At 60.2% G+C, this 24349-nt stretch carries 26 protein-coding genes and 3 pseudogenes; 18 read left to right on the forward strand and 11 right to left on the reverse strand.

Annotated features, from left to right (window positions below; genetic code table 11):
- Window positions 1-105: 105 nt before the first annotated feature.
- The gene (locus KVP70_RS35400) at window positions 106-378 is read right to left on the reverse strand and encodes a GntR family transcriptional regulator (RefSeq protein WP_369698890.1); all 273 of its coding nucleotides are present in this window, start codon (window positions 376-378) and stop codon (window positions 106-108) included.
- A gap of 7 nt (window positions 379-385) precedes the next feature.
- Complete coding sequence (locus KVP70_RS34635; protein ID WP_217943456.1) at window positions 386-823, reverse strand: GntR family transcriptional regulator; 438 nt, start codon at window positions 821-823, stop codon at window positions 386-388.
- Between the two features lie 183 nt (window positions 824-1006).
- Here KVP70_RS34635 and KVP70_RS15910 point away from each other — a divergent pair, with 183 nt between their 5' ends.
- The 6 genes and pseudogenes from KVP70_RS15910 to KVP70_RS34320 all read left to right on the forward strand — a co-directional run bounded on the left by KVP70_RS15910 (window position 1007) and on the right by KVP70_RS34320 (window position 4847).
- A complete protein-coding gene (locus KVP70_RS15910; protein WP_217943205.1) occupies window positions 1007-1450 on the forward strand; it encodes a CesT family type III secretion system chaperone in 444 nt (147 codons plus the stop codon).
- Window positions 1451-1484: 34 nt separating this feature from the next.
- Complete coding sequence (locus tag KVP70_RS15915; protein ID WP_217943206.1) at window positions 1485-3749, forward strand: hypothetical protein; 2265 nt, start codon at window positions 1485-1487, stop codon at window positions 3747-3749.
- A gap of 208 nt (window positions 3750-3957) precedes the next feature.
- Window positions 3958-4080: a hypothetical protein gene (locus tag KVP70_RS34305; RefSeq protein ID WP_262311772.1), complete on the forward strand. Its 123-nt coding sequence runs from the start codon at window positions 3958-3960 to the stop codon at window positions 4078-4080.
- Complete coding sequence (locus KVP70_RS34310; protein WP_229224858.1) at window positions 4043-4297, forward strand: hypothetical protein; 255 nt, start codon at window positions 4043-4045, stop codon at window positions 4295-4297. The genes KVP70_RS34305 and KVP70_RS34310 overlap by 38 nt, the downstream gene beginning before the upstream one ends.
- Window positions 4267-4458: pseudogene (locus KVP70_RS34315) on the forward strand (IS66 family transposase); the annotation flags it as partial. The gene KVP70_RS34310 and the pseudogene KVP70_RS34315, both read left to right, overlap by 31 nt.
- A 65-nt stretch (window positions 4459-4523) precedes the next feature.
- Entirely contained in the window at window positions 4524-4847 is a 324-nt protein-coding gene (locus KVP70_RS34320; protein ID WP_229224859.1) for an IS66 family transposase, read from the forward strand.
- A gap of 287 nt (window positions 4848-5134) precedes the next feature.
- Here KVP70_RS34320 and KVP70_RS15925 read toward each other — a convergent pair whose 3' ends face one another.
- The 3 genes and pseudogenes from KVP70_RS15925 to KVP70_RS15935 all read right to left on the reverse strand — a co-directional run bounded on the left by KVP70_RS15925 (window position 5135) and on the right by KVP70_RS15935 (window position 7508).
- A complete protein-coding gene (locus tag KVP70_RS15925; protein ID WP_416053864.1) occupies window positions 5135-6430 on the reverse strand; it encodes an efflux transporter outer membrane subunit in 1296 nt (431 codons plus the stop codon).
- A 145-nt stretch (window positions 6431-6575) separates the two neighbouring features.
- Window positions 6576-6776 (reverse strand): annotated as a pseudogene (locus KVP70_RS35660) (efflux RND transporter permease subunit); the annotation flags it as partial.
- Window positions 6777-7052: 276 nt separating this feature from the next.
- Window positions 7053-7508: a MarR family winged helix-turn-helix transcriptional regulator gene (locus KVP70_RS15935; RefSeq protein WP_217943207.1), complete on the reverse strand. Its 456-nt coding sequence runs from the start codon at window positions 7506-7508 to the stop codon at window positions 7053-7055.
- A gap of 226 nt (window positions 7509-7734) precedes the next feature.
- Here KVP70_RS15935 and KVP70_RS34325 point away from each other — a divergent pair, with 226 nt between their 5' ends.
- The 11 genes and pseudogenes from KVP70_RS34325 to KVP70_RS34640 all read left to right on the forward strand — a co-directional run bounded on the left by KVP70_RS34325 (window position 7735) and on the right by KVP70_RS34640 (window position 18237).
- Window positions 7735-8352, forward strand: coding sequence for an aconitase family protein (locus tag KVP70_RS34325; protein WP_262311763.1), 618 nt, complete (start codon window positions 7735-7737; stop codon window positions 8350-8352).
- Window positions 8353-8494: 142 nt separating this feature from the next.
- On the forward strand, window positions 8495-8779 hold the full coding sequence (locus KVP70_RS15950; RefSeq protein ID WP_217943208.1) for an MmgE/PrpD family protein: 285 nt from the start codon (window positions 8495-8497) through the stop codon (window positions 8777-8779).
- Between the two features lie 123 nt (window positions 8780-8902).
- Window positions 8903-9208, forward strand: a complete 306-nt coding sequence (locus KVP70_RS15955) for a hypothetical protein (protein ID WP_217943209.1) — start codon at window positions 8903-8905, stop codon at window positions 9206-9208.
- 243 nt (window positions 9209-9451) lie between these two features.
- Window positions 9452-10650 (forward strand): annotated as a pseudogene (locus KVP70_RS15960) (IS256 family transposase).
- Between the two features lie 398 nt (window positions 10651-11048).
- On the forward strand, window positions 11049-11600 hold the full coding sequence (locus tag KVP70_RS15965) for a fimbrial protein (RefSeq protein WP_217943210.1): 552 nt from the start codon (window positions 11049-11051) through the stop codon (window positions 11598-11600).
- Window positions 11601-11782: 182 nt separating this feature from the next.
- On the forward strand, window positions 11783-12319 hold the full coding sequence (locus tag KVP70_RS15970) for a fimbrial protein (RefSeq protein ID WP_217943211.1): 537 nt from the start codon (window positions 11783-11785) through the stop codon (window positions 12317-12319).
- Between the two features lie 94 nt (window positions 12320-12413).
- Window positions 12414-13160 carry a fimbrial biogenesis chaperone gene (locus KVP70_RS15975; protein WP_229224861.1) on the forward strand — a complete coding sequence of 249 codons (747 nt, stop codon included), beginning with the start codon at window positions 12414-12416 and terminating at the stop codon, window positions 13158-13160.
- Window positions 13161-13170: 10 nt separating this feature from the next.
- Complete coding sequence (locus KVP70_RS15980) at window positions 13171-15897, forward strand: fimbria/pilus outer membrane usher protein (protein ID WP_217943212.1); 2727 nt, start codon at window positions 13171-13173, stop codon at window positions 15895-15897.
- Between the two features lie 119 nt (window positions 15898-16016).
- Window positions 16017-16565, forward strand: coding sequence for a fimbrial protein (locus tag KVP70_RS15985; RefSeq protein ID WP_217943213.1), 549 nt, complete (start codon window positions 16017-16019; stop codon window positions 16563-16565).
- 324 nt (window positions 16566-16889) lie between these two features.
- On the forward strand, window positions 16890-17933 hold the full coding sequence (locus KVP70_RS15990) for a fimbrial protein (protein ID WP_217943214.1): 1044 nt from the start codon (window positions 16890-16892) through the stop codon (window positions 17931-17933).
- 181 nt (window positions 17934-18114) lie between these two features.
- A complete protein-coding gene (locus KVP70_RS34640; RefSeq protein WP_255575824.1) occupies window positions 18115-18237 on the forward strand; it encodes a hypothetical protein in 123 nt (40 codons plus the stop codon).
- Between the two features lie 43 nt (window positions 18238-18280).
- Here KVP70_RS34640 and KVP70_RS15995 read toward each other — a convergent pair whose 3' ends face one another.
- Complete coding sequence (locus KVP70_RS15995; RefSeq protein ID WP_217943215.1) at window positions 18281-18529, reverse strand: hypothetical protein; 249 nt, start codon at window positions 18527-18529, stop codon at window positions 18281-18283.
- A 919-nt stretch (window positions 18530-19448) separates the two neighbouring features.
- Here KVP70_RS15995 and KVP70_RS16000 point away from each other — a divergent pair.
- Window positions 19449-19799: a hypothetical protein gene (locus KVP70_RS16000; protein ID WP_217943216.1), complete on the forward strand. Its 351-nt coding sequence runs from the start codon at window positions 19449-19451 to the stop codon at window positions 19797-19799.
- A gap of 38 nt (window positions 19800-19837) precedes the next feature.
- Here the strand turns inward: KVP70_RS16000 and KVP70_RS16005 are convergent, their stop codons facing one another.
- The 5 genes from KVP70_RS16005 to KVP70_RS16025 all read right to left on the reverse strand — a co-directional run bounded on the left by KVP70_RS16005 (window position 19838) and on the right by KVP70_RS16025 (window position 24269).
- On the reverse strand, window positions 19838-20530 hold the full coding sequence (locus tag KVP70_RS16005) for a response regulator transcription factor (protein ID WP_229224862.1): 693 nt from the start codon (window positions 20528-20530) through the stop codon (window positions 19838-19840).
- 183 nt (window positions 20531-20713) lie between these two features.
- On the reverse strand, window positions 20714-21760 hold the full coding sequence (locus KVP70_RS16010; RefSeq protein WP_217943217.1) for a hypothetical protein: 1047 nt from the start codon (window positions 21758-21760) through the stop codon (window positions 20714-20716).
- Window positions 21761-21835: 75 nt separating this feature from the next.
- The gene (sctC, locus tag KVP70_RS16015; RefSeq protein ID WP_217943218.1) at window positions 21836-23281 is read right to left on the reverse strand and encodes a type III secretion system outer membrane ring subunit SctC; all 1446 of its coding nucleotides are present in this window, start codon (window positions 23279-23281) and stop codon (window positions 21836-21838) included.
- A 116-nt stretch (window positions 23282-23397) separates the two neighbouring features.
- On the reverse strand, window positions 23398-23616 hold the full coding sequence (locus KVP70_RS16020; protein WP_217943219.1) for a type III secretion protein HrpF: 219 nt from the start codon (window positions 23614-23616) through the stop codon (window positions 23398-23400).
- Window positions 23613-24269 (reverse strand): FliH/SctL family protein, encoded by a 657-nt coding sequence (locus KVP70_RS16025; protein WP_217943220.1) that lies wholly within the window; start codon window positions 24267-24269, stop codon window positions 23613-23615. Before KVP70_RS16025 ends, KVP70_RS16020 begins: the two co-directional genes overlap by 4 nt.
- Window positions 24270-24349: the final 80 nt, after the last annotated feature.

Below are 24349 nucleotides of genomic sequence, written 5' to 3' on the forward strand. Positions count from 1 at the left end.
CTTCGCGCCGTAGGCGGCGCACTACGGTCATAATTTGGCCGCTTAAGCGCCACGCATTTGATGGTTTTTGAAGCCTCATTTGCCTACCTTACCATAGCTATTTTATTATAGCAAATAAATAGTGCGCCGAAGGGTGGTCAGGCCAGCGCCCCCTCGTATTATGCACAATGCTACCTGTGGCCAGCTATCCAGGGCTTCGACAGACACGTCCATCAGGATCCGGCTGCGTTCAGGCAACATATGTACGCTGAGGTGCTGCACAGGGCAGCGTTCCCGGTCATACAGAATCCGCGTCAACTTGAGCAAAGGCTGCCCCACCTCTGTCTGCAATAAGACAGCGTAGGCGGGAGTGGCGGCCACTGCGGTCGTTTCCTGCACTACACGGTCAGTCAAACCGCACTCCCTGCTCGATCAACAACTCGAACAATGCCTGATGCTGCAATTGCTTTTTTGTGATGGCTACACCTAGGTGCGACGGAATCCAAGCGTCAGTCACCATCACCGGCATATCCGACTGCCTCCGCAATCTCATCACATGTAGCGCCGTCGCCTCCGGGCGCAACTCCAGTTGGTGCCCGATATCAGGCGGCACTGTGACTTCGGCCTCAAAACTCAGTACCGTGACCGTGGTTTCGCTGGACACCTGCTGTTGCTGGCCGATAAACCCAAGCGTTGCCGGCGCACGCGCTGGCGGCAGCCGGGGGCTGACAAAAGTGCCACTACCTTGACGCTTCTCCAATAGATCAAGCGCCTCCAGATCGGATAGAGCGCGGTGCACTGTAATGCGAGAAAACGCCGAATTGGGCGCACAACTGGTCTTCATTGGGCAGCAAGGCTGCCAGGAGCATAGCTGCTGAACAGTCACGAACTTTCTTACCCTTGACAACCACTACAAAAGAAACCTCGAAATACCCGGCGTTCCCGGCCGCCATTGTCGCCTATGCACGTCCGTCGGACGCTACGACAAAATTCCGGCATCAAGTCAAACAAGGAAAGAGTATGAAAAATGGAAATAATCCAAAATGTCCGCGGAGTAATTTCGGAATTAGGAAGAAAAATAGGTATCGATTGTCGCTGGAATGATCGAGCAATTGTTATTCAGGATAATTCCGGCAGAAAATGCCATATCGAACTGCTACAGAGCGAAGGTCTATTAATAGTTAGTCTTCCCCTGGAACATCCCAAGCATAAAGAATACACGCATGCAGACATCTTGGAATTAAATATTGACATTTCATTTCTAAAGGGCACATGGGCAGGGTACGACTGGAAATCAGATTGCATATGCCTTTGCAAATCAACCGAAGTCGCCATACTTACTGCAGATCACATTAAAGATATTATCCTCCACTTGTTCCACATTGAGGAAAATCTGCAAAAAAAAATATCTTCCACACGGAGAATAGGATTGGGCAGCGCGCAAAAAATAAATCGCCACGTCCGTTATTAACATTAAAAATCCTCAGTAATCAGGAAAACAATTTATGAAAATCAACGCTCTAAATCCAACGCACGAAGGCTTGGCAGCGGCCTCTGATAAAGTGCCGCAAAACGGTTTTTCGACGTCATATGCGGCCGATCTCAAATTCCAGGGAAGCAGTTCAGATAAGCCAGTTCGATCCGAAAGTCAAGAAAAATTCAGGAGCGCGGTAAAGTTCATGATACCAACGCTGGCTGCAAAAGGTGAACGCCGGGTTGACGAAGACGAAGTAATGCTTGAGGTAAAAGATCCCCAACATAGGTACGCTGCTCACCTGAACGCCGCAAGAAAGCTTTGGCTTGAGAGTGGCGCTCAGAAAACGGACGATCTCTTTACCTGGGTCGAAAAAAATCCCGACTTGAAAATCTCAGTAAATAACCAAGAAATCAATTTAAAAGAAATTCCGAAAGTTGAATATCCAGAAAATAGTGATATTGAAAAACACAGGACCGTCATCAAGAGTGGCCAATGGCAGCGCGCAGGCGGAGCGCAGATCGACACTTCCTCTTCGCCAGGAAAAGTTGGTCTTCCTGCTTATAGCGTAATTGTTATTCATCGAAACGGCAACGCATATGTCCACGATTATGCGAAGGGACGCCTACATCACACAACAACTACTGGAGGAAAGCCTATCGTCTCTGGTGGGATGATTAAAATCGATACCGGAAAAGCAAAGGCATTCCGCCTGGATACTGGGCATTATAAAGCCGAACTGAGTGAGCTCGAGAACGCTCTGGCTTTCTTTAAGAAAAACCATGTTGACATGCGTGAGATGAAATTCGATGCACCGTATATCAAAGATAAACAAGCCGTCGGAGATTTGCTCGAGAAATATGGCGCCATCCCCGGGAGGCCGATTTCGCTCGAAAGCGGAGACCTGCCCAAGCTGCACGATACCCTGTTTAATCACATACCAGCGGCTTGCCTGGAGGCCGGTATTTCCCTCGCAGTACTGGACAAGCCGGGACAAGTCGGCAAGGTAGTCGACGTCTATGCCAAAGCTCTAGCTGGCGTAATACGTCAAGTCTACGAGACGGAGTTGGCTTCAACATCGGTGACCCTACACGGAAAAGTATCGACACTGCGTGCGCTATTTGATCGAAAGTTGACGACTGAGTTTTCGCCAAGATCGGATCAGATTGGTCGGTGCACCGACATCTCAAAGGCCGATGCCTGGATGACCGGTTCGGGCAAAGACTGGTTAATTAATCGGTTAGAAACACCGTCCAGAAATAATGCCCATGAGGAGCTCCTTACCAAGCTCAAGGCGTTCAATGGCTTTGGCGCCATTGTCTGGGAGTCTATATATGGACAACCAACCGCTGAGGCAAACAAGGGGGCGCTTTCCCCTCTTTTGCCAGCCAAAGACAGTTTTGACAAACTGTACGCGTCCATCCGGAGCAATCTGGCACATGAAGAGTTTAATGATCTTAAGGGGCGAGCCAGAACGGAAAGGGCCCCCATCGTAAATGGCACATCCTTAGGTGGCCATCCCAGCGTACAACTGCTGGACGACGGCCGCCCTGTTGGCGAAAGCGCCGGCAGGATCTATCATGTCAGCCAAATTGCAGACAATAAACTTAAGGCGGACTATGCGCAGCAAGAAAAACAATTCGGCCGCCAAGGGATGAAACGCGTCGGCGATCCAATTTCGGATTCGTCGAGGCCCGGCCTGTTGTCTGAATTTGCGCTGCAAGCGATGCCGCAGGAATTCCGTGAAGCAGGCCTACTCGAGACCTTGCAGGCCCACCAATTCCCACATGGTAGTGGCACCAGCCGCTGGCAGCTTCACGGTACGCAAGCCAAAGCGAGCTGGGATGCCGATAAGCCAGCAGCCGGCTCCTATTCGCTAGGCGCGGTGGTCATGCTCTTAGGCTTGGGGAGCTTGCATGCGGGTCGCAACAACTTCCTCGACAATCCAGAACTGATCCATCCGGCCGGCCTTGCTATCGCGGCCTTCATGAACTACGGCGGATATCATAGTTTCGTCGAAACTTTCCCGTCCGCCAAAGCTGCGGCAAGCGGCGAACGTTTGGCAGTACCTGTCAGCGAGGATTGGATGCGCCAGTTGTATGGCGATATGGTAAAGGCGGTTAGAGTATATGCTCCCGATGCTTATGCATCCGTCAGCAAATATCACGATGCTTTCCGTTCGTCCTCTGCCAGGGCAGTGGGACAAGGTACCGCCCGAGCCGGCCATTTGGCGGCTGAACCGGCGTTGGATACCGCCCCCGCTGTTGTAGGAGCGCCGCGTCGGAAGTCAGTATAAGTCGAAGCCTTGCAGCGCCTCATCAAGAATGGCCGTGACTGTTCAGCCGCTATGGCAGCAATAAAAAGGTTGTAAACAGTTCCAGACACGTTCATCATGCCGGCATGGCAAAGAAACCAACGGCTCCCGACCTTTCCTCCTCTCGCACGAGGGGAAGGACAAGCTCATTTTGAGTTTGTTTGCGCGCCTGGACGCGCTGGAGTCGAAGGTGAACAAGACCAGCCAGAATTCGAGCAAGCCGCCGTCGTCCGATGGACTGGCCAAGAAGAAGAGTTCGTTGCGCGGGCCGTCGCATGCACTGTCACAGCGCGCTGCCACTGGAGCAGGCTGAGGTCGCCGAACGGCGCCAGATCATCGATGTGCCCGCCACGGTGTTCGACGTCATCGAACACCGTACGCTGGCGGTGACTTGCCGCTGCGGCCAAACCCACGTGAGCAGCTTCCCCTGCGACGCGACCGAGCTGGTGCAGTACGGCCCTAATGTGCGCGCGCTGGGCGTGCATCTACCCAGGGCCAAATGCTGCCATACGCACGCGCCGCCGAATTGATCCACGATGTCTATGGTCTCTCGATCTCGCCGGCCACGCCGCTGGCGTGGGTGGCCGAAGCGCGCGCGGCCCTGCAAACGACGGCGGACCGCATTGCCGACCAGTTGCATGCCGCGCCGGTCCTGAACGCCGACGAATCGGGCCTGCGCGTGGCCGGCAAACTACACTGGTTGCACATCGCCGCCAGCGACACGCTGACATGGTACGGCGGCACGCCAAGCGGGGCATGGCGGCCATCGAGGCGCATGGCATCCTGCCCAACCGCCTTGGCGTGTTGGTACATGATTGCTGGGCGCCGTACTGGCCCGCCGACGCCGTTTTGCGCTTCATCGGCAACCCGGCTGTGCCGTTCACCAACAACGTTGGCGAGCCCGCCGTGCGCATGCCCAAGGTCAAACAGAAAATCTCCGGATGCTTCCGCACGCTTGCCGGTGCCGAGCATTTCTGCGTCATCCGCTCGTGCCTCGACGCGCTGCGAAAGCAAGGGCACAGCATGCTCACCGTCCTGCAACGTGCCTTCGTCGGCAATCCTATCCAGCTAACTGCTTAGCTGCTGAACAGTCACAAATTTTGTTCCCCAGATTCGCAGGCAATAAATTTGCCTCATAACGCGATTTCAACGTAGGCATCATCGCCGAGCGCGGCGGCACCGCCAGCGATGCCAGCAAGGACATCGGTGGCGGCGTCAAGGTGACTGGCTGTAGCTCAGTTGAGCACATGCAGGTGGCTGCTGCGCCGCTCTCGCCCCAGCCGCCGCCGAGGGCGCGGATCAGCGCCACGGTGGGCACCGCGCGCTCGCCACGCAACTGCACGGCGCTGCGTTCGATGCTGGCAAGGTCACGTTCCGCGTCGAGCAGGTCGAGGTAGCTCGAACGGTCTGGCCAGACAGGATGCGCAGGCCGGCCAGGTTGTCTTCGATTTCGGCGAAGGCCACCAGCACGCTCTGGCGATAGCTGTCCATCGATTCATCAAGCGCCGCTTCGCTATGCGCGATGTTGGCCTTATTGCGGCCACGTCGATGATAGGCGCAGACATCAAAGCGCCCATCAACCACGAATGGCTGCTCCACTTGAAGACATCGGCCACCGTGTTCGACGTCGAGCCGCCGGCCTGCGCGTTCAGCACCAGCGGCGGGAACATCGCCAAGCGAGCCACGCCGAAGCGGGCGTTGGACGCCTCCATCGCGCGCCGCCCGGCGGCGATGTCGGGACGGCGTTCGAGCAGCGACGACGGCATGCCGGCCGGGATGTTCGGCATCAGCGACGAGTCGAGCAGCGGGCTGACACCGGCCGTGAAGCTGGCCGCCGGTTTGCCCAGCAGGACCGCCAGAGCATGCTCGGTGGTCACGCGCTGGCGCTGCAGGCCGATCGCTTCGGCGCGCGAGGTCGCCAGTTCGGTCTTGGCGCGGGCCAGGTCGAATTCGCCGATGTCGCCCAGGTCGTAGCAACGCTGGTTGACCTTGACGTTTTCGGCGCGCAGATCCGAGGTGCGGTTCAGCGTATCGAGTTCGGTGTCGGTTTCACGCAGACGGAAATAGGTCTGCGCCACGCCGGCCTGCAGCGACAACAGCACCGAACGGTAGGTTGCCTCGACCTGCGCCGCGTCGTTGCGGGTCGCCGCGACGTTGGACGATACGCGGCCGAACAGGTCGACCTCGTAGCTGGCCGTCAGGTTGGCCTGGAACAGGTTCCCCGCCGGGACATGCGTGCCTTGCGGCTGGCCCAGCGACAGCGGCGAAGCCTTCTCGCGCGCCGCGCCGGCGTTGCCGCCGATCTGCGGAATGCGGTCGGCTTCGGCGATGTCGGCGATCGGGCGCGCCTGCTTGACGCGCGCTGCGGCGACGGCCAGGTTGGCGTTGGCCTTGGTCGCTTCGGTGATCAGCTCATTGAGGGCCGGGTCGTTAGCCGCCAGCCACCATTCGCCGCGCGCCTGACGCCCGGCTTCATGCGCCTGCTGCCAGCGGGTGCCGTCGGCCGCCGTCTGCACCGCAGGAGCGGTCCAGGTCTGGGTTTCCTTGAAGGCGCCCGGCGTCTCGATCTGCGGCTGCTTGAATTCAGGCGCGGAGCAAGCCACCAGCAGCAACGCTGCCAACAGCGGTGCCACGCCTTTTGCGATCATCTGCAAGTTGTTCATCTTAGCGGTTCCCTTCCAGGGTCGGCGCGGCGTCGATGACGGCGGCCGATTTTTCTTTTCAAAGTGCTGTGCCAAGGTGCGCAGCAAGACGTAGAACACCGGCGTCAGGAACAGGCCGAAGAAGGTCACGCTCAGCATGCCGGCGAACGTTGTTGTCGCCGTGGGTCAGCTTCACGCCGATCAGCGCGCACAGGATGGACCTCGGCACGATCAGGATCACGGCCAGCGGTAGCGTCCAGCTTTCGCATTGGGCGGCCAGCACCAGGAACACCAGCAGCACGCACAATGGGAACACATAGATCATCGTGTTACCGGACAGGATGTCCTGATAAGCCAGCTCGGTCCATCAAGTCTTGATGTGGCCATCAACAGGGGCACCAATTAGCATATCTATGCTATCGATGCCTCCTATTTTGGAGTAATCAAACCCCAAAGGACATCAATGTCCGGCTTGAAGAGAATATTCACTTTATATCAACAATGTAGTTCGAGTCACCGTACAGCATTACGGTGCCATCGTCCCTCCCCTGTCAGTGTCAAAATGCGGGCGACATGCTGCGGACAGCACTGAGCGTGGCCATGCCGGCCGTGCGCCAACAGCCACGGTCCAGTTGAGACCGTATTAGTCCATCGGCGGCGAGGGGCCGTCATAGGCGGCGATACGTTCGAGCAACTCGCCAGCCTTGAGCAATTGAGCCTGTTCGTCCGCAGTCAAGCTGGCCCGGATCGCCTCGGCCAGCCAACGTTCGCGGCGAGCTCGGCTTTCATACAGCAGGCACTCCCCTTGGGCAGTCAATGCCACCCGAACCTTGCGCTTGTCGGCTGTGTCGGGCGTCCGCACGATCAAGCCCTGTTCATCTAGTTCACGCAATGCCGCCGCCAGATTGGACGAGCGCATGACCGCGCTCAGCGCCAATTCGGTCGGCGTGGCCCGGTTGCCGCTGCGGTCTATCGCGCCGAGCAACAAAATGCGCGCCCAGGATTCTGCGTCATTCTGTGATTCGCGCCGAATGCGGCGTACCACGGCCATTATCTGGGAGCTGAACCGCGCAACGGCGGAGGGTTTTGACTTTTTCATGCCTCTATTTTCACATATCTATTCAAATATACGACGGCCGCGTTCCCGGCCCGCCCCACGCGCCGGACGAGGCGCGCCGCAACGACTGACAGCAGGCGCTCGACGACATGGGACTGCAGGCGGGCCAACCGCTGGCCGGCGGGCCAGTGGACCGGGTTTTCATCTGCTGCAAGGACGCCGCGTCGCCGCTGGCGTCACCGCCTGGGTCGTGCCTGGCTAGCTGCAAGTGAAGCGCGAGGCGGAAGCCGAGGATCTGCACCGTATCTTCCTGGAAGCAGGCTTTGAATGGCGCGAGCCGGGCTGCAGCATGTGCGTGGCCGCCAATGGCGAGCAGATTCCGCCGCAGGCGCGGGTCGCCTCCACCTCCAACCGCAACTTTGTAGGCCACCCGGGATTTAATCATGCAACCATCTATCTTCGTCACCGGCCCGCCGTTCCCGTCCTGCGGGCCAACGTCGATGCCGACATCATCATCCGCATCGACCGCATGACCAGCATCGCGCAGGAACAGCTCGGTCACTACGCATTCGAAGCGCTGCGCAGCCTGCCGGACGGCTCGCCCGATCCGGCCTGCGGTCCCAACCAGCCAGAGTTCCGTGATGCGGCCATCTTGCTGGCCGGCACCAACTTCGGCTGCGGCTTCTCGCGCGAGAGCGCGGTATGGGCACTGCAAGCGATGGGCGTGCGCTGCGTGATCGTCCCCAGCTTCGGCGATATCTTCGCCAACAACGGCTACCAGAATGGCATCCTGCCGCTGGTGCTGCCGGCGGCTGACAGACCACGTTCGCGCTCGATCAGTTACGCCGCGCCTCGATGCTGGCTGGACTCGATGAAATCGGCCTGACGCTGCTGCACGATGCGCGCATCCAAGCTTGGCAACTGGCCGACCGCGCCACCCGGCCGTGAATCAGGCAGCTCGACCATCTGCCGTACGGCCGGATCCAGCCATCAGAACCAGTGCAACCATCAACACCGCTGGAGTCATCATGCTAGCCCGCTGGGTAGGACGCCTACTGCGCGGCGTCAAGGCCGGCGAGCGCCACCTGGCATGGAACCATCCGGTCTGCGTCCACGCGCCGGACACGCTGGTGCTGCGCAGCGCCGGCTTCGGTGCCGTGCTGGGCCTCGACGTTGCCCGCTTCGAGCACGCCCTCGGCTTGGCCGGTACCCAGTCTGGCGGCCTGATGGCGGCGCAGCATGAAGCCATGTCCAAGCGCACGCACCACGGCTTCAGCCACCGCAACGGCCTGTACGCGGCCTTCCTGGCGTAGGGCGGCCACACCGGCATCAAGCGCGTGTTCGAGCACGAATACGGCGACTTCCTGTCGAACTTCGGCAAGGGCCACTCACCCGATGCTACGCAGATCGCCGCAGGGCTCGGCGCGCAGTGAGAGATGGAACGTATCGTCATCAAAAACTACGCAGCGATGGGCGGACTATATGCGCCGCTCGACGCGCTGTTCCAGAAGCACGGCAATTCCTGGACAATATCCCGCTCCAGCGCGCGCGCGGCAATTCGTCCCGATAGGTGCGCGGCGTATCGATGCGATCGAGGCGCTAGCACAGGTCGCCGCGATCATGACAGAACCAAAGAAAGGCGCGCAGGTACGCCACTATATGCTGCAGACTCTGACGCTTTAGCCGTGTCCGGCAGCGACGACGAACTGTTCAACCGCCTGTACCGAGAGGGCCTGGAGTGACATGCCATCTGGCACGGCCTGAGCAAGAAACTCATCCGCAGTCGATAGATGCTGGCTGATCGTCGTCGGAGCGAGTCCGCGAATCTCGGTCAGGTGGCACCGATAAGCAGATCGTGTCCCCAGGCGTGGTGTATGAAGGTGGTACCGAGTTCGGCACCGAGGCTTGAACTTTGTTGAGGCGGCCATTGTGATTCATGGGTAGGTTTGGGTTTGCCAACTCAACCTAACTCAGAGGAGATCACAATGACCGACCCCACTACTATGGCACTGACGGAACTTGCCGCCAAGGGTGCCGATGCCGATTTCGTCAAACAAACGCTGCAATTTGCCTTGCAACGGCTCATGGAAATGGATGTCGAGACGCTGTCCAAGGCTGCCTACGGCGAGCGCAGCGAAGAACGTATCAATAGCCGCAACGGCTACCGCGACCGCGCCTGGGAAACCCGCGCCGGCACTGTCGACCTGAAAATTCCCAAACTGCGTAGCGGCAGCTATTTCCCGGCTTTTTGGAACCCCGTCGGACTGCCGAGAAGGCCCTGACCGCAGTCATCCAGGAAGCATATATCCAAGGCATTTCGACGCGCTCGGTCGACGAACTGGTCAAAGCCATGGGTATGAGCGGCGTCTCCAAGAGTCAGGTGTCACGGCTGTGCCAAGAGATCGACGTGCGTGTGAAGGAATTCCTGAATCGGCCGCTCGAAGGTAACTGGCCCTATCTTTGGATCGACGCGACCTACGTCAAAACCCGCGAGGCAGGAAGGATCGTGTCCGTGGCCGTAATAATCGCTGTGGCGGTCAACACCGATGGCGTGCGTGAAATCCTCGGCGTAGCCACCGGCGCCTCGGAGGCCGAACCGTTCTGGAGCGAGTTTCTGCGTGGCCTAACGCGGCGCGGGCTGCGCGGCGTCAAGTTGGTCATTTCAGATGCCCACGAAGGACTCAAGGCCGCTGTCGCCAAGGTCATGAACGCGAGCTGGCAGCGCTGGCGCGTTCATTTCATGCGTAACGCCCTGGTGCACGCCAACAAAGGCCAGCGCCAAGCGCTGGTGGCATTGATCAACACGATTTTCGCCAAGGAGACGGCGGAGGCAGCCAGCGTCAAATGGCGCAGCGTCACCGACCAGCTGCGCACTAAACTCCCCAAGCTGGCCGACATGATGGACGCTGCCGAGCATGACGTGCTGGCCTACATGGCGTTTCCCAGTGCGCATCGGGTCCAGCTGCGCACCACCAATCCACTGGAGCGATTAAACGCCGAGGTCAAGCGGCGCACCAACGTCGTCGGCATCTTCCCCAACGAGCGCGCCATCATTCGCCTCGTCGGCGCTATCATGTTGGAACAGAACGATGAATGGTCTTTACAGCGGCGCTACATGCAGCTCGAAGGCCTGCAGTCGCTTTATGAAACGCAGCCGACACGGCTTTCAGCCGTGATCAGCTAAGCGGGAGCCCAGCCTCCTAGGAATCACAACTCATACACCACACCTGGGGACGCAATCGCCACCCCTCGCCAACGTTCGAATAGTAGGGTTGACCACATGCACACTGCCGCTCCGCCGGCTTATGCAACATTCAGGCTAGCTGCCGAACCCAGCACCACCTTCATATATCACTCCAAGGGACACAATCGGACGAACGGTGTCAAACCTGTCCTGGTACGAATCGCCTGAGCACTGTGCATTTCGACATTCGAGCCTACCGGGGGTGATTATGTCCTAAAAAAACACAGCCATGATTTTGTGTTTCAGTCTGCCCTTAGTATCGCCACCGCAGCAAACAGCCAGCCGGATTGCCAAAGGGTACACCGGCCGGATCACTTCAATTCTTTGGTAAATCACTGATGAAACACACTCGCAAAAAGACTTTTTCCACCATCGCACTAACCTTCGCCTCCATGCTGCCGCTAGCATCCCATGCCGCCGATGGCACCGTTACGTTCACCGGCATCCTCAGTGCCCAAACTTGCGAGATCCGAGGCAATGGCGGTGGTAAGGACTTCACGGTGAAGCTGCCGCCCATCTCGACTACAACGCTCGCAAAAGCAGGCGCGACCGCTGGCAGAACCCCATTCAACATCACTCTGAGCAACTGCGCCGCCGCAAGCGGAATCGCGACTTTCTTTGAATCCGGCCCTACAACCAATGCGATAACTGGCGCGTTGAAGAACTCGACGGCACTGGGCTCCGCGAGCAATGTCGAAGTCGCCTTACTTAACAAGGATGAGTCGAAGATCAAACTGGGCGCACCGCAAGCTTTGCAAGGGGTTCCGTTCGTCGCAGCAGCCAAGGCTGGCGGTGCGACGCTTGAATATATGGCGCAATACTCAGCGACGGGCGTCAGCACTGCCGGTCCAATCAATACCTCGACCGTGTACTCCATCGTCTATCAGTAATAGCCCCAGGCCAGGCAACTGCGCGGCATCGCAGCCAAGGCGGTGATTCGGTCCTAAAACGAACTCCGTCACCAACACCACTCCTGCCGCCTCCTTAACATAGCGGCCGCAGCAGACAAACGGCTGGGCCGTCAGAAGCGGAACAGTCTTTTTTTATTTTCTATTTTTTTAATAGGTTAGTTATGACACACGCACGTATGAAAATTTTCGCCACTACCGCACTGGCCATTGCAGCGATCCTGCCATCGGTATCCCATGCCGCCGACGGAACTATCACGTTTACCGGTAGCCTGTCCGCCAAGACCTGCAAGATCAGCGGCAATGGCGCCGGCAAGGATTTCACCGTGACGCTGCCACCTGTATCGACCGCAACACTCGCCAAACTTGGCGACAAGGCGGGCGGTACTCCGTTCCACATCACGCTGAGCGATTGCTCCGACGCGGGCAAGGCAGCTGTATATTTCGAGCCTGGCCTTTCCACCAACTGGGCGACTGGTGCGCTAAAGAACTCCGGCACTGCGGCCAATGTCGAAGTCGCCTTGCTGAACAAAGACATGTCGCCGATCAAACTGGGGCAGACGGCGCAAGGCGTTCTGTTGGCCGACACCGCCAAGGGCGGTACCACTACGCTTGAATACATTGCGCAGTACACCGCAACGGGCATAACCGCTGCCGGCACGATCAACACCTCGTCGATGTACACCATCTCGTACCAGTAAGCGCCATCCGGTAAGCCCCGGCGCCGCCGTCCCGTCCATACGAAGCGGCGGCGCCCCTTTCACATAATTCAACCCAACTCATCAGGATAGCGAAATGCTCGTGCGAAAAAAAACCCGCTTGGCTCTGGCCGCCTTGGCCATGACGCTGGCCGCCGGCGGCGCCCATGCCAACATCGTCATTGGCGGAACCCGCGTGGTCTATCCCGCCAAAGAGCGCGAAGTCACCATCAAACTCAACAACGAGGGCGACGCCCCCGCGCTCGCCCAGGTATGGCTGGACGACGGCGATCCGAAGGCAACGCCAGACCAGTCCAAGGCTCCGTTCATGCTGTCACCACCGCTGTTCCGCGTCGAGCCAATGAAGGGCCAGAGTGTGCGTCTGATCTATACCGGCGAAACGCTGCCGCAGGACAAAGAGTCGCTGTTCTGGTTCAACGTGCTCGACGTTCCGCCGCGCGCGGCGCATACACCGGCGAACTCGCTGCAACTGGCATTCCGCTCCCGCATCAAGTTATTCTTCCGTCCGGCTGGTCTGCGGGGCGAGCCCGCCGACGCTGCGGCCAAGGTGAGCTGGGCCTGGCGGCACAAGGAAACCGGCGGCTATGTCCTGTCCGCCACCAACCCGACCCCCTTTCACGTTACCTTCAACAAGCTCAGCGTAAAAGCGGGCGAGACAAGCTACGAAAATTCAAGCGGCGGCATGGTCGCGCCGGGTGCCAGCCAGGACTTCGAGGTCGGCGATATTGCCACTGCACCCGCAGGCCCGCTCAAGGTCGACTATTCCTTCATCAACGATTACGGTGGTGGCACGCCAGGCGTCAGCACGGCTCCAACCCTGTAGGCCAAACGGCATGACCGAACCCGGCATCGACGGGCGTCTGACAACAACAACAAGCGACTTTATGCAAAACAAAAAGCCCCCCTCCCCTCGCGCTGGCCACGTCCGCACACGTGGTTGTGCCGCGATACTGGGCGCATTCGTGTCCTATGCGCCGCTGGCGGCGCTGGCGGACTCGCCGCCAGCATCGGTGCAGTTTAACCCCGAGTTCCTGATGAAGTCCCCCAGCGGCACGGTCGACGTAGCACGCTTTTCCCGCAGCAACCCAGTGGCACCGGGCGAGTATCTGGTCGACCTGTACATCAACGGCAGTTGGGCCGGGCGCAAATCGGTACGTTTTGCCGCCACGCGTGCCGACGATAACGCGACGCCGCGCTTCAACAAAGCGCTGATCGAGCGCCTCGGCCTGGACTACGCCACGCTGTCGGACAAGAGCCGCGCCGAATTGGCGAAAGCCCAGGCTGGCGATAGCGTCACCCTGTCTGCGCTCGTCGATGGCGCCACGACGCACTTTGACTCGTCCGACCTGCGGCTGGACGTAAGCGTACCCCAGATCGCCCTGCTTCGCCATGCTCAGGGCTATGTCAGCCCCGAATTTTGGGATGAAGGCGTCCCCTCCGGCACGCTCGCCTACGACGCCAACACCTATCGCAGTACCACCCCAGGCGGCGACTCCACCAGCAACAACTACCTACGCCTCCGCTCCGGCCTGAACATCGGCTCCTGGCATTTTCGCCACGCGGCAGCCCTGCAAACGCAATCGGATGGGCAGCGCTCCTTCCACAGCATCGAAAGCTACCTCCAGCACGACCTGCCGTCGTTGCAAAGCCAACTGACGCTGGGCGACGCCTATACCGACGGCGCCGTTTTCGACAGCGTCGGTCTGCGCGGCATCGCGCTCGGCAGCGACGACCGCATGCTGCCCGACTCGCTGCGCGGCTACGCGCCGCAGATCCGCGGGGTGGCGCAGACCAACGCCCGCGTCACGGTGACGCAAAATGGCGTGACGCTGTATGAAACGACCGTGGCGCCAGGGGCGTTCGAGATCGATGACCTGTACGCCACTGGCTACGGTGGCAATCTGACGGTCACGGTCGCCGAAGCTGATGGCAACAAGCATAACTTCACGGTGCCGTTCGCCTCGGTGGCGCAATTGCTGCGGCCAGGAACAATGCGCTACAACATCGCAGCGGGGCAGTTGCGCAATGACCACCAAGGCAGCGCCGACAAGGTGCTCCAATTTACGCTGCAACGCGGCATCAATAACACTATCACCGGCTACGTCGGCGCGATCATGGCCGAGCACTACTGGGCGGTCCTGGGCGGCGCGGCCCTCAACACGCCGCTGGGCGCGGTTGCGGCCGACCTTACCCAGGCCAACGCAACCATCGGCGGGGTCGAGAACACGCTCGGCCAAAGCTTGCGCCTGCGCTACAGCAAACTACTACCGACCTCCCGCACGAATCTGACGCTGGCCGCCTACCGCTACTCATCCAGCGGCTACTGGGGCCTGAGTGACGCCACGGCGGCACGCGACCTGCTCGCGGCCGGCCAAGACATCAGGGCCGTCGACCGTCAGCGCAATCAGCTGCAACTGACGCTGAGCCAGCCGCTGGGCGACCGAAGCGGTAACCTCTATCTGCAAGGGGCGTCAAGCAACTACTGGAACCGTACGGGCTCGTTCACCAACTTCAATATCGGCTACAACAACAGCCTGCGCGCATTCGGGCGCGACGTCAGCTATAGCGTCTCGTTGACTCGTCAGCACGACCAATTAAACGGCGGCGCGGACAACCGTGTCTATGCGCAGTTGTCCTTGCCGCTCGGCCGTGGCGAACACGCGTCGTCCCTGTCAATGAGCCTGACGCAGGACAAACGAGGCATGGCCAGCCAAACCGTGCTTACCGGCACAGCCGGATACGACAACGCCTTCAGCTATGGCCTCACCGGCAACCGCGACACGGACTCAAGCACGTTAGGCTTGAACGGCCAATACCGTAGTGCCTACGCGACGCTTTCGGCAAGCGCCAGCCGCGGCGCCGGCTATTCGCAATTGTCGGCCGGCGCGTCCGGTGCGCTAGTAGTCCATCCGGGAGGCGTCACCCTCGCCAACGACATCGGCGATACGGTCGGGATCGTCGAGGCCCGGGACGCCAAGGGTGCCCGTGTCGCCAACGCGGCCGGCGTCCATATCGATGGCCGCGGCTATGCGGTCATCCCTTACCTGACGCCTTACAGCTTGAACACAGTCGAGATCGATCCCAAGGGCATACCTCTGGAGGTGGAGTTCAAATCAACCAGCGAGCAGGTCGCGCCACGGGCGAACTCGGTTGTGATGGTGCATTTCGGCACCGTGACCGGGCGCGCGGCATTGATCACCGTCGCCCGTCAGGACGGCATGCCGCTGCCTTTCGGCGCCAGCGTGTTCGACGCCGAGGGCGCCGAGGTCGGCACCGTCGGCCAAGGCAGTCGCGCCTTCGTGCACGGCATCGCCGAGCGCGGATTCTTGACGGCCAATTGGGGTAAGGCGGCTGGCGAGAGCTGCACCTTCGCCTATGCCATTCCGCCCAAGGGCAAGAAACCGGCCGCCTACGCTCATTTTACTGTGGTATGTATTGCCCCCCGTTTGGCCAGTGTGGCGCAGCCCCCCGCCGCGCACGTGCCGACCGCTGTCGCTCCCCACGATCCGGCCACGGGTATAGCCATGCCAACGTCCTCCAGAGGAGCTAAGCCAGAATAGACTTTTTAACCCCAAATGCACTCAGTTGCCTCTGCCCTTATGCTGCCGTCCGCAACACACCATGCCAGGTCTGCCAAAGAAGCAGGCCTGCCAGTTCCATTTAATTAAAAGATACATAAATGACACGCGCAAAAAAAATTCTTGCCACCACCACGCTGACAATCGCGGCCGTTCTGCCGGTAACATCCCAAGCCTCTGACGCCACAATTACTATCGAGGGAAACATCGCCGCTTCGACTTGCACGATTAAAGGTAATGGCGGCACCGAGAATTTCACGGTAATGCTACCGCAGGTATCCATTAAGTCATTTACCAAAGCTGGCGATACAGCGGGGAGGACGTCGTTCAAGCTCATCCTGAGCGATTGCCCAACGAATCAAACCGTAAGGTTCAGACTGGCACCCAATGCGATGTTTAACTCGGAAACAGGTGCCTTGAAAAACGAATTAGGAGCTGGCAATGCGGAAATGGTCGAGGTGGCTATCTTCGACGAGCTCACTGGACGCCAGCTCAGAAACGACGAGACGCAATCCCCCGATCAATTAACCGTCAGAAAAATCCAGAATAATCAGGCTGAGTTTGACCTCTACGCGCAATACGTCGCGCGGGGTCCGGTTAGTCCCGGAGCGGTCAAAGTAACCACTGTATATATGCTCACGTATTATTGAGAGTCTCAATCACCACGCAAAAGTTATGCTACCAACGCTGCAGTTCCACTCTCAATGAACATCGCGAACTAATACGAATCAAGAAATGGTGGGTCGGAATAATCTCTCTTGGCGTAACCGTCAGCCCTAAAAAAAGCCATCGTCAATGAACTAACAAACGTGAGCAGAGTGACTGATACTTTTCGACATTTCTACCGCAGCGGTGGTGGTGCAAAACATGTGTCCCGTTCCAACCTAGAAAAGGAAAAGGCCGGCATCTGGTCCTTCGCCCACAGCCGCGCGCCTGGCCCACCAACCTTGCCTTCCCCGCAGGAGAAAGACCCAATGAACTATACGCTATCAAACACCTTCCTCGGCACCCGAGTCTGTTGCGCCGCCCTGGGCCTTGCCGGACTCGTCGCAGGCGGAACAGCGCAGGCCGCCGCCCCCCCACACTGCACTATCGTGGCTATGTCCGTCGTTGACTTCAAAACGGTCACCGTGCCCGTCAACATGCGCCCGGGCCAATTGGTCGGGCCCCAAAAGACGGCAACCGTTACCTTTGACTGCCCCCCCCCCGGTGGGACTCACACGCCGGGAGTGCCAGACTACGACCTATTGTTTCATGCACTTGTGGGGCAGGACAGCGGGCTCTCGGGAATGATGAATAAAATTTGGAAAACTCCCATGGCGGGAATCGGCTTGTCGGTAACCTCCATGAGGCCGTCCATGCATTGGCTATCTCCCGAAGACTATACGCCCAGTCTGGGAAATCCCTTCGGCTCAGTTGAGCAGACTCAGCCCGAAAGGATGGAAATCCCTATCAGCTTCCAATTGGTAAGAAGCGCAGACCCAATCCCGGCCACCGGCAGCTTTGACTTCAAAGTAATGGATTTCACGGACAGCAATCATAGAATAACAAAACAAGGATATTATGGCGGCGTCACCCTGACGATGCAACTCCGCAGTCCCACCTGCACCCTGACCACGCCGAACATCAATGTGCTGCTGCCGAAGGTCAGCCCTGCGGCATTTGCGCGTAAGGGCGCCACCGTGGGCAGCACCCCGTTCAACATCGGCTTAACTTGCGGCGATGGTGTCAGGGTGTTCGCGACGCTGACAGACGCGACCGATCCAGGCAATACCTCCAACAATCTGTCGCTCGCGAGCGGCTCGACGGCCACCGGGGTGGCGCTACGCATCGTCAAAGATGGCAAGCCCCTCCCCTTCGGACCCGACTCCGCAGCCGCCGGCACCGTCAATCAGTGGCTGGTTGGCCAATCGAAGAGAGCTATCGACATACCTTTGAGCGCTCAATACGTTTCAACAGATGTCGTCACGGTCGGCTCGGTCAAGGGGGCGGCGACGTTTACGCTCAGTTACCAGTAGCACATTATAGGGGCTGCTTCGCCCCGGCCAGCCGGGGCATTCTTTGACGCATTGGCATTGACCACCACGATCGGGGTGCACCCCAAGCCCAACTCAGACTCGGCGGCCCGAATGGCGCGCACCAGCGCATAGCCGTCCAAGCGCGGTATGTGGCAATCCGCCAGCACGATACGCGGCAGTCATGCACGCCATCATGGCTCATGGTGGCCAGGCGAGCGCCGTTGGCCAGACGCTCGCGCGCTTGGAGGAGCGTTTCAACCAAGTCGACGCGAAATTCGTCGGCGCCCTTGCCGACCTGTCCTGAGCAGCCGCGCGGTCAGCGGTACGCCGCCATATATCGGCCACGCTCACCGGACACTCGCCAGAAAGCTGTCCTCGATGGCAGCACTGCACCGTACCGTCGTTTGCTGAGACAACTCGCCCTGGATTTTTTTTACGCCCATGACCGTCAAACGATGAGCGGGCTGGCAGCCGTCGACCAGCATCGACTGCGTGGCCGGCGCCGGCTGTGCATCCAAGATGCCATCCAGGTAGAGGTTTTCAATCTCCATGGCCTCAGCCGCCGCCGCCCGCCGGTAGGCAACCGTGTCGTGCACCGGCGTGTCCGGCGCGAGGTCTTCACGCCGGTAATCACTTGCTGTGCAAAGCCATAGCCCGCCTCGCTCAAGATCCTGTCCGTAAGATAAACCACGGGTCTGCGGTTCAGCAAGTCGAGGGTCCGCTCCGGATCCCGCGCGCCCGTCAAGGCATGCACCATTTCATGCAGATAGACCTGTTCGCGGCTAACGACATTGTTCCTGCCAAGCCAGGGATACGTCATCCCGGCGAGCGTCGCGTCGCTGGGTACGTAGAAATGACGGATGTCGAAATCCGTATAAACCTTGGGGCCAGTGCCCACACCATCGCCGACAATGACCTGCCACTTGTCGCCAGGTACGGTCGCGACGTCGAATTGATTGACCAGCCGTTTAAAGGTGGTACTGCTACCATACAGCCGGCTGAACTGGGGCCGCCGGCATACTGCCGCGCTTTCGTCAGATCCACCCAGCTCGCAGACTCGACGGATAGCCGGTATCGCCGGCGCCTTGGCCGTGGGTGAGGTAGAGAACCGCCGGATCGGCGGGCATGCCCGCTTGCCGCGCCGGCGCCCGTTTAGCGGCGGCGGCAAAGCCCCAATGGTCGTAGGCCAGCGTGCTCGCCACGACAGCGGGCCGCAGCGCTGTTTCGGCATGCGCGCGAACGCTCGGCGCCGGGTCCTGCGTGCCAGAACGGCCCGCTTGTCCCGCGGGGGCCGTCGCCAGCGACGAGGTCAGATTAATTGCCGGCATAGGGATGGGTGACCTTTTTAGAAGAATACGACGCGACAGGCGAACTCGGGGAACGAATGACCCGACCGGTTCAACCAAGCGTCCAGCCTATGGGAAGATTGCGATCTCAGGAGCCAGGCCGGCGGTACAGCCTATGGACGGTGAAAAGCTGGCACAATGGCGATTGGATACCGGCACAGGAGGGGTCATGCAACAATCGCGCGCCGCACTACTTGATTTGGAGGAGTTACAGGATATTTATGACGATGGCGCGCTGCGCGTGTTGCTTGTACAAGTCCGGCAGCACTTGACGACGGATGCCGCCAGCATGCACACCGAGGCGGCTAGCGGCGCATTTGCCGATTGCACTACCACGATCCACAGGCTAAAAAGCATGCTGATGTTTCTGTCCGGCGAACGCTTACGTGCCGATTTCGAAGACGTCGAGGCGGCGTTGCTCAACGCGCCCTCGGCTATTGCCACCACCCTGCTGCGCCTGCAACAACAGCTCGACCGATTCGACGCTGAACTGGCCGAAGCGCTGGCCCGGCTTCCCTGAGCGCAGAGCAATCCCATGCATGGTCCTGCCGCCCGCCGTTAGTACGCGTCTGGCGATAAATTGTAACCTTGGTCGAATTTTTCCTTGAGAAACAAAGCGAGCGACAAGTCGTCCGCCAGCCCAAGCTTGGCCATCGCACTACGCTTGTGGGTGCTGATGGTTTTTTTGCTGCGGCTCAGCCGCTCGGCCACCTGGGTGACCGATAGACCGGTGGCGACATGGCGCAGTACCTCGACCTCCGAGGCCGACAACTTGTCCAGCGCGCGGTGCGGTTCCGCGCTGGCGATTTGGCCGTCTTGCAGTGTGAAAAAAGACTTCGGTGCAGTCACCGCCATACGGATGGCGTCACCCAGCAAGGCCAGCGGCGCCGACTTCGGCAGAAAGGCGTTGGCGCCGCCACGGTAGGCCGCGTATTCGACTTCGGCGAGATTGCCAGCTGAAAAAGTGACGATCACCAGCGCTGGGAAACAACGCCGCACGCGCTTAAGAAAATGAAAACCGTCGATTTCCGCCTCTGGCAAATAAAAATCGACCACGACGGCGTCACATTGATGCTGCTCCAACACGGTCAGGAAACCGTCGACAGAGGTACTTTCAATGACGACGTCGAAATCGCCGTGACCGCGCAGAAAAGCCGCCGTTCCCAAGGCAATGACGGGATGGTCGTCCAGCACGCCGATGCGGATCGTGTGTTTCGGACGCGAGGAAAGCAAATATTGATGCGTTATCATACTTCACTCCAACAATCGTTCTTGATCGCCCACTCGGCCCGCTGCGTGCCAGAACCGCCGGGCGCCTTTGCTATGTGGCAATTTTACCCGCAAACCGCTCCTTCTGCTGAACTTGTACAACCGGGCCCGAATATTCCAGGTCGCAGCTGAGCTATTGACGCTGCCGCGCGCACGACAGCGGATTCAGGCTTGCTGCTTGCGGACCAGTTGTTGTAGCACCAGCGCCCTAGCGTCCAGGGAAGCCCATACCTCGTTGGGCCAGCGCCTGGCTTGACGGTGTAATACGCTGAACAAGCGCCACCTGGCCGCCGGTGCCGACCGTCCGAGGACGGTCACCGCCAATTTGTCCAGCAAGCCGCCTGGAACGGAGGAGTTGGCGATGTCGATCAAGGCGCGCGTGTGCTTGAATGACATGGCGCAATTACTCCCTACGGCTGGTGCCGCCGGATAAGCAGCCAGTTCGCCCCCGTACGCTAGCATGGTCCGTACCGCGCCCACCAGCCGGCTGACGGTGACAAACACGCCGATCTGTTCCAACAAGCCGATTTGTCCGCCCAAGGTCTGCTGCATGGTGTTGAGTACCGGTCCGGCGCCATCCTCACCCGCCGTTTCGGCCAGTACGTCAAGCACGGAGCGGACTGTGGGCGTGGCGGCAAGCAATTGAAGGAACTGTTTGGCTGCCTCGCCCGGCTGTCCCGCAGTCACCGCGCGCGCCTGTTTCAACGCGGGCAGCGTAGCAAACAGGCCACCCATCTGGTCGTGGTGTCGGTCTACCAGCGCGCGCGCATCGTCGGCCAGTCGCCCGGATGCCGCACTGTCCTGGTCAAGGACGTCGGCTGCCAGACGCAGCAGGGCGTAGCGCTCGTGGGGCGCGAAGAATTTGGGCGACAGCAGTTCCATGACTCCCGCCTCGCCCTCACGGAAAGCCTGGGCAAAGACGCGCGCTTGACCACGCAGCCGGTCATAGCCATCTCGCCCCTCCATCAGGCGCAGTACGGCGCGCACTTGGTGAATCGAGATCTGGCTTTCCTCATGCAACTCGTCGCCCGCCGAGAAACGCTCCTCCAGCGTCCTGTCCCGCGCTTCGACCAATTCGCTAAATTGAAACGTTAGTTCCTCGGCGGCGTTGGTCAGGCCTTCCTGAAGGAGACCATCGCGCGGTGCGGCGGCGGCCGATGGGTAGTCCGATTGAAGCAAGTCTTTACTGTGGTTCGACAACGGTGCAAACATTCTGTAGTCCTCATTTTTTTTCCCGGCTAGCCGCTGGGCAGGCCGTTCGGGTGATGGGAGAGCCCGGCGCCGAGGCTAACGGGCCAGCACGCGGGCGGTCAGAATGAACAATCGCTCGAGCTGCTTCGTGCGATTTTTTTTCGCGCCAAACAAACGGCCTAAGAGCGGAATCCTGAACAGCACAGGCACCCGACTCTCACGCTCCTCGTTCTGTTCGCGGCGGTAGCCACCGATCACCAGCGCCTGGTTCGGCCGTACCACGGCCTGCGTGCTGATAGCGTTGCGTTGCGTCTGCGGCGTGCCGCCGGCGGCGCCGGTGTCGGTGATTTTTCCGTCCTCGATATTCAAAAGTACCTGAATGGCCGGCTCGCCTGGTCCAGCCACGATGCGCGGCGTCACCTGCAACATGGTGCCCACCGTAACCCCCTTGAGTTCGGCGGTGCGCTCACCCACCAGTTTAAAGTAGGCCGACTGGCTCATGTCCAGCACGGCGCCGACGTTGTCGAGAGTAAGCACCGAGGGCCTTGATACGACCTGCAGCGCCCCCTCGGACTCCAACGCACGCAGCTTCAGATTCAGCCTGTTAAGCGACCACAGCACGATGTTCGGCGCGTCTGGGGCGGAGCCCGCCTGCAATCCGCCGCCAACACCGTTCAGCGTCAAGCCGGCAGACCAGTCGCGCAGGGTGCCGCTCTCAGCGTCGACGATGGTTACCAGGATTTCCACCTGATCGACCGCCACGTCCAGCGCCGCGATCAAATCCTGGTACAAAGCGCGCCGCTCCGGATAGTCACGCACCAGCACCGCGTTGAGCGGCGCGTAGGCCTCGATCGTCGGAGTAAATGAGGCGCGCCTGGCGCCGCCCGGCACCGCAACGGATGGCGCCAGACGCGCACCGGCGATCGGCCCTGGCTCTCCCGGAGCGCCGGAAGCGACTGAGTGTCCGGCCAACATTTCGCGCAACAGCGCCGCCATCCCTGCTTGCTTGACGACGTGGTCGCGCGCAACGCTCTCGTGGTCGGCCGCCATGGCATACTTCAGACGGAACACCATCAACTGCGGGCCATCCGCCACCCGCTCGGAGGCCCCCTTGCCGAGCACGCCTTTCAACAACGCGATGTATTCGGGCGGACCGGCCACCAGCGCCGCCGCTTCGTTCTCGTCGAGCTCGCCCCAGCCGAATTTCTCCTCAAACAGGCCGAGGCCGATCAAGGCCTGTCTGGCGGCGGTGCCGCTGGCCGCACCAAGGTCCAGCCGCTCCGTCACGGCCGCGTCGGCGGGCGACACGTACAATGTGCCGTTATAGACGAACCATTGGAACCGCTGCGCCGTCGCCATCCGATCCAGATATGCCGCCGGGTTGCTGGCCGTCGGGTCCGGCTCCACCATGGCCTTGGCGAGCCGGCCATTGTCCAAGCGCAAGCGCAGGCCAGTCGAGCGCGCCAGCGCCTCCAGGCGCGCGCCGAGGGTGCCGGCGCCGGAGCGGTAGCTGTACAGCGTCTCCTTCCACGCAGCCGGCACTGTGGCGGCGCACGGTGGCGCACACGCACCAGCGCACAACGCCAGGAGAGTGCGCGCGGCGACGCTACGCAGCGTTGGCACGACGCAGACCAACTGGCGATCGCATGCCGGCCACCTCAACGAATTTCCGCCATGATCTTCTTGAGCAAACCGTGCCGGCGCGTGGTCGCCACGCCGGCTGCCCAATTCGTCATTTGCATTTCCTGCAAGGCCAGCAGATAGGTCTGTGCGTCGTCCGGATTGACCGGCTGCAGGTCCGCGACCATCTCATCGAATTGCCTCATGTTGCTGCCAAGAGCGCTCACGAAACGGTCCATCGGATTGTTACTGTTCATACACTCTCCTCGAAAAAATCACGCCTGTCGCACTGCCCCATGGATGCTATAAGACTGCGCACACTGGCCGTATAGTGCGCGCTAAAATCGACGCCCCGCACCGAAAGGACGCAGCCGCCGTCCGCCACTTGGGCGTCTGCCACGCATCTCCAGCGCGGTCCGGCGCGCAATTCGGCCGGCAGCGACGCGAAGTCGAGCGGATGCACGCGCAATACGGCCTCATCGCCCCCCCGCTCAGCCCGCCATTCCCGCAGCACCAGGCGGATGCTCGAGGCCGGCGCCCAACCTGCTGGCACGTCCAGCAGCAGGCGCTCCAGGCCGCCACGAGCCAATTGCGCCAGCATGCTGCCGGCCGCCGACAGCATGGCTTCGCGCTGGCCGCGCAACTGGTCGAGCAGATGCCGGGCCTCGCCCCATACAGCCTGTTGCGCCTCGAACGCCAATGCCGCCCCCTCGTCCCGCCCCCCACGCAGCAAACCTTCCGCTTCGTCCCGAGCCGTCGCCAGTACGCGGCCGGACTCTGCCTCGGCGCGTTCCAGTAACGCGGTGGCGGAACGAACCGCCTCCAGCATGTCGCGCCGAATCACCACGCCGCAGGCCGCGAGCGGGCCGCAGGCGCCCAGCCGATAGTGCTTGGCGACGGCGATCAGCATGACCGGTTGCGCCTGGTGGCGCAGGGAAACGTTACGTCCATGGCCAACTCAAGCGACTCAATTTGCACAACAGTCGCGGC

Origin of the sequence: Duganella violaceipulchra (assembly GCF_019166075.1) — a bacterium.
In the GTDB taxonomy this organism is placed as follows: Bacteria; Pseudomonadota; Gammaproteobacteria; order Burkholderiales; family Burkholderiaceae_D; genus Rugamonas; species Rugamonas violaceipulchra.

Coding starts and splice junctions, on each gene's coding strand:
- KVP70_RS34635 (WP_217943456.1), bottom strand. CDS start 823: ATGAAGACCAGTTGTGCGCCCAATTCGGCGTTTTCTCGCATTACAGTG.
- KVP70_RS15910 (WP_217943205.1), top strand. CDS start 1,007: ATGGAAATAATCCAAAATGTCCGCGGAGTAATTTCGGAATTAGGAAGA.
- KVP70_RS15915 (WP_217943206.1), top strand. CDS start 1,485: ATGAAAATCAACGCTCTAAATCCAACGCACGAAGGCTTGGCAGCGGCC.
- KVP70_RS34310 (WP_229224858.1), top strand. CDS start 4,043: ATGCACTGTCACAGCGCGCTGCCACTGGAGCAGGCTGAGGTCGCCGAA.
- KVP70_RS34320 (WP_229224859.1), top strand. CDS start 4,524: ATGGCGGCCATCGAGGCGCATGGCATCCTGCCCAACCGCCTTGGCGTG.
- KVP70_RS15925 (WP_416053864.1), bottom strand. CDS start 6,430: ATGAACAACTTGCAGATGATCGCAAAAGGCGTGGCACCGCTGTTGGCA.
- KVP70_RS15935 (WP_217943207.1), bottom strand. CDS start 7,508: ATGAAAAAGTCAAAACCCTCCGCCGTTGCGCGGTTCAGCTCCCAGATA.
- KVP70_RS15950 (WP_217943208.1), top strand. CDS start 8,495: ATGCTAGCCCGCTGGGTAGGACGCCTACTGCGCGGCGTCAAGGCCGGC.
- KVP70_RS15955 (WP_217943209.1), top strand. CDS start 8,903: ATGGAACGTATCGTCATCAAAAACTACGCAGCGATGGGCGGACTATAT.
- KVP70_RS15965 (WP_217943210.1), top strand. CDS start 11,049: ATGAAACACACTCGCAAAAAGACTTTTTCCACCATCGCACTAACCTTC.
- KVP70_RS15970 (WP_217943211.1), top strand. CDS start 11,783: ATGACACACGCACGTATGAAAATTTTCGCCACTACCGCACTGGCCATT.
- KVP70_RS15975 (WP_229224861.1), top strand. CDS start 12,414: ATGCTCGTGCGAAAAAAAACCCGCTTGGCTCTGGCCGCCTTGGCCATG.
- KVP70_RS15980 (WP_217943212.1), top strand. CDS start 13,171: ATGACCGAACCCGGCATCGACGGGCGTCTGACAACAACAACAAGCGAC.
- KVP70_RS15985 (WP_217943213.1), top strand. CDS start 16,017: ATGACACGCGCAAAAAAAATTCTTGCCACCACCACGCTGACAATCGCG.
- KVP70_RS15990 (WP_217943214.1), top strand. CDS start 16,890: ATGAACTATACGCTATCAAACACCTTCCTCGGCACCCGAGTCTGTTGC.
- KVP70_RS34640 (WP_255575824.1), top strand. CDS start 18,115: ATGCACGCCATCATGGCTCATGGTGGCCAGGCGAGCGCCGTTGGCCAG.
- KVP70_RS16000 (WP_217943216.1), top strand. CDS start 19,449: ATGCAACAATCGCGCGCCGCACTACTTGATTTGGAGGAGTTACAGGAT.
- KVP70_RS16005 (WP_229224862.1), bottom strand. CDS start 20,530: ATGATAACGCATCAATATTTGCTTTCCTCGCGTCCGAAACACACGATC.
- KVP70_RS16010 (WP_217943217.1), bottom strand. CDS start 21,760: ATGTTTGCACCGTTGTCGAACCACAGTAAAGACTTGCTTCAATCGGAC.
- KVP70_RS16020 (WP_217943219.1), bottom strand. CDS start 23,616: ATGAACAGTAACAATCCGATGGACCGTTTCGTGAGCGCTCTTGGCAGC.
- KVP70_RS16025 (WP_217943220.1), bottom strand. CDS start 24,269: ATGCTGATCGCCGTCGCCAAGCACTATCGGCTGGGCGCCTGCGGCCCG.